This window comes from Cobetia sp. 3AK, from assembly GCF_029846335.1.
GTDB classification, from domain to species: Bacteria; Pseudomonadota; Gammaproteobacteria; order Pseudomonadales; family Halomonadaceae; genus Cobetia; species Cobetia marina.
Map to the genome: position 1 here is coordinate 1 of NZ_JARWKR010000023.1, position 1,389 is coordinate 1,389.

Consider the following 1,389-nt stretch of genomic DNA (forward strand, 5'->3'; position numbering starts at 1 on the left):
GCAAACCCCTTGGGTGTTATATGGTCAAGCCTCACGGGCAATTAGTACTGGTTAGCTCAACACATTGCTGTGCTTCCACACCCAGCCTATCAACCTTGTAGTCTTCAAGGGCCCTTCAGGAGGCGCAAGGCCTCAGGGAAGTCTCATCTTGAAGGGGGCTTCCCGCTTAGATGCTTTCAGCGGTTATCCCGTCCGAACGTAGCTACCGGGCAATGCCATTGGCATGACAACCCGAACACCAGAGGTTCGTCCACTCCGGTCCTCTCGTACTAGGAGCAGCTCTTCTCAAACTTCCGACGCCCACGGCAGATAGGGACCGAACTGTCTCACGACGTTCTAAACCCAGCTCGCGTACCACTTTAAATGGCGAACAGCCATACCCTTGGGACCGACTTCAGCCCCAGGATGTGATGAGCCGACATCGAGGTGCCAAACACCGCCGTCGATGTGAACTCTTGGGCGGTATCAGCCTGTTATCCCCGGAGTACCTTTTATCCGTTGAGCGATGGCCCTTCCATACAGAACCACCGGATCACTAGAACCTACTTTCGTACCTGCTCGACGTGTCTGTCTCGCAGTCAAGCACCCTTATGCTCTTGCACTCAATGCACGATTTCCAACCGTGCTGAGGGTACCTTCGTGCTCCTCCGTTACTCTTTAGGAGGAGACCGCCCCAGTCAAACTACCCACCATACACTGTCCTCGATCCGGATAACGGACCTGAGTTAGAACGCCAATGATGTCAGGCTGGTATTTCAAGGTTGGCTCCACCGCATCTGGCGACGTGGTTTCAAAGCCTCCCAGCTATCCTACACAGACAACATCAGCATCCAGTGTAAAGCTATAGTAAAGGTTCACGGGGTCTTTCCGTCTAGCCGCGGGTACACAGCATCTTCACTGCGATTTCAATTTCACTGAGTCTCGGGTGGAGACAGCGTGGCCATCATTACGCCATTCGTGCAGGTCGGAACTTACCCGACAAGGAATTTCGCTACCTTAGGACCGTTATAGTTACGGCCGCCGTTTACCGGGGCTTCGATCAAGAGCTTCGGACGAATCCTAACCCCATCAATTAACCTTCCGGCACCGGGCAGGCGTCACACCCTATACGTCCGCTTGCGCGTTTGCAGAGTGCTGTGTTTTTAATAAACAGTTGCAGCCACCTGGTATCTTCGACCGGTAAGAGCTTACGGAGCAAGTCCTTCACTCGAACCGGTGCACCTTCTCCCGAAGTTACGGTGCCATTTTGCCTAGTTCCTTCACCCGAGTTCTCTCAAGCGCCTTGGTATTCTCTACCTGACCACCTGTGTCGGTTTGGGGTACGGTCGCATGTGATCTGAAGCTTAGAGGCTTTTCCTGGAAGCGTGGCATCGATGACTTCCTGACCGT

1 rRNA gene is annotated in these 1,389 nt (G+C 53.7%); it reads right to left on the reverse strand.

Annotation, left to right across the window (positions count from 1 at the left end):
* Positions 1–20 precede the first annotated feature (20 nt).
* Positions 21–1,389 (reverse strand): 23S ribosomal RNA (locus QD228_RS16975); the annotation flags it as partial.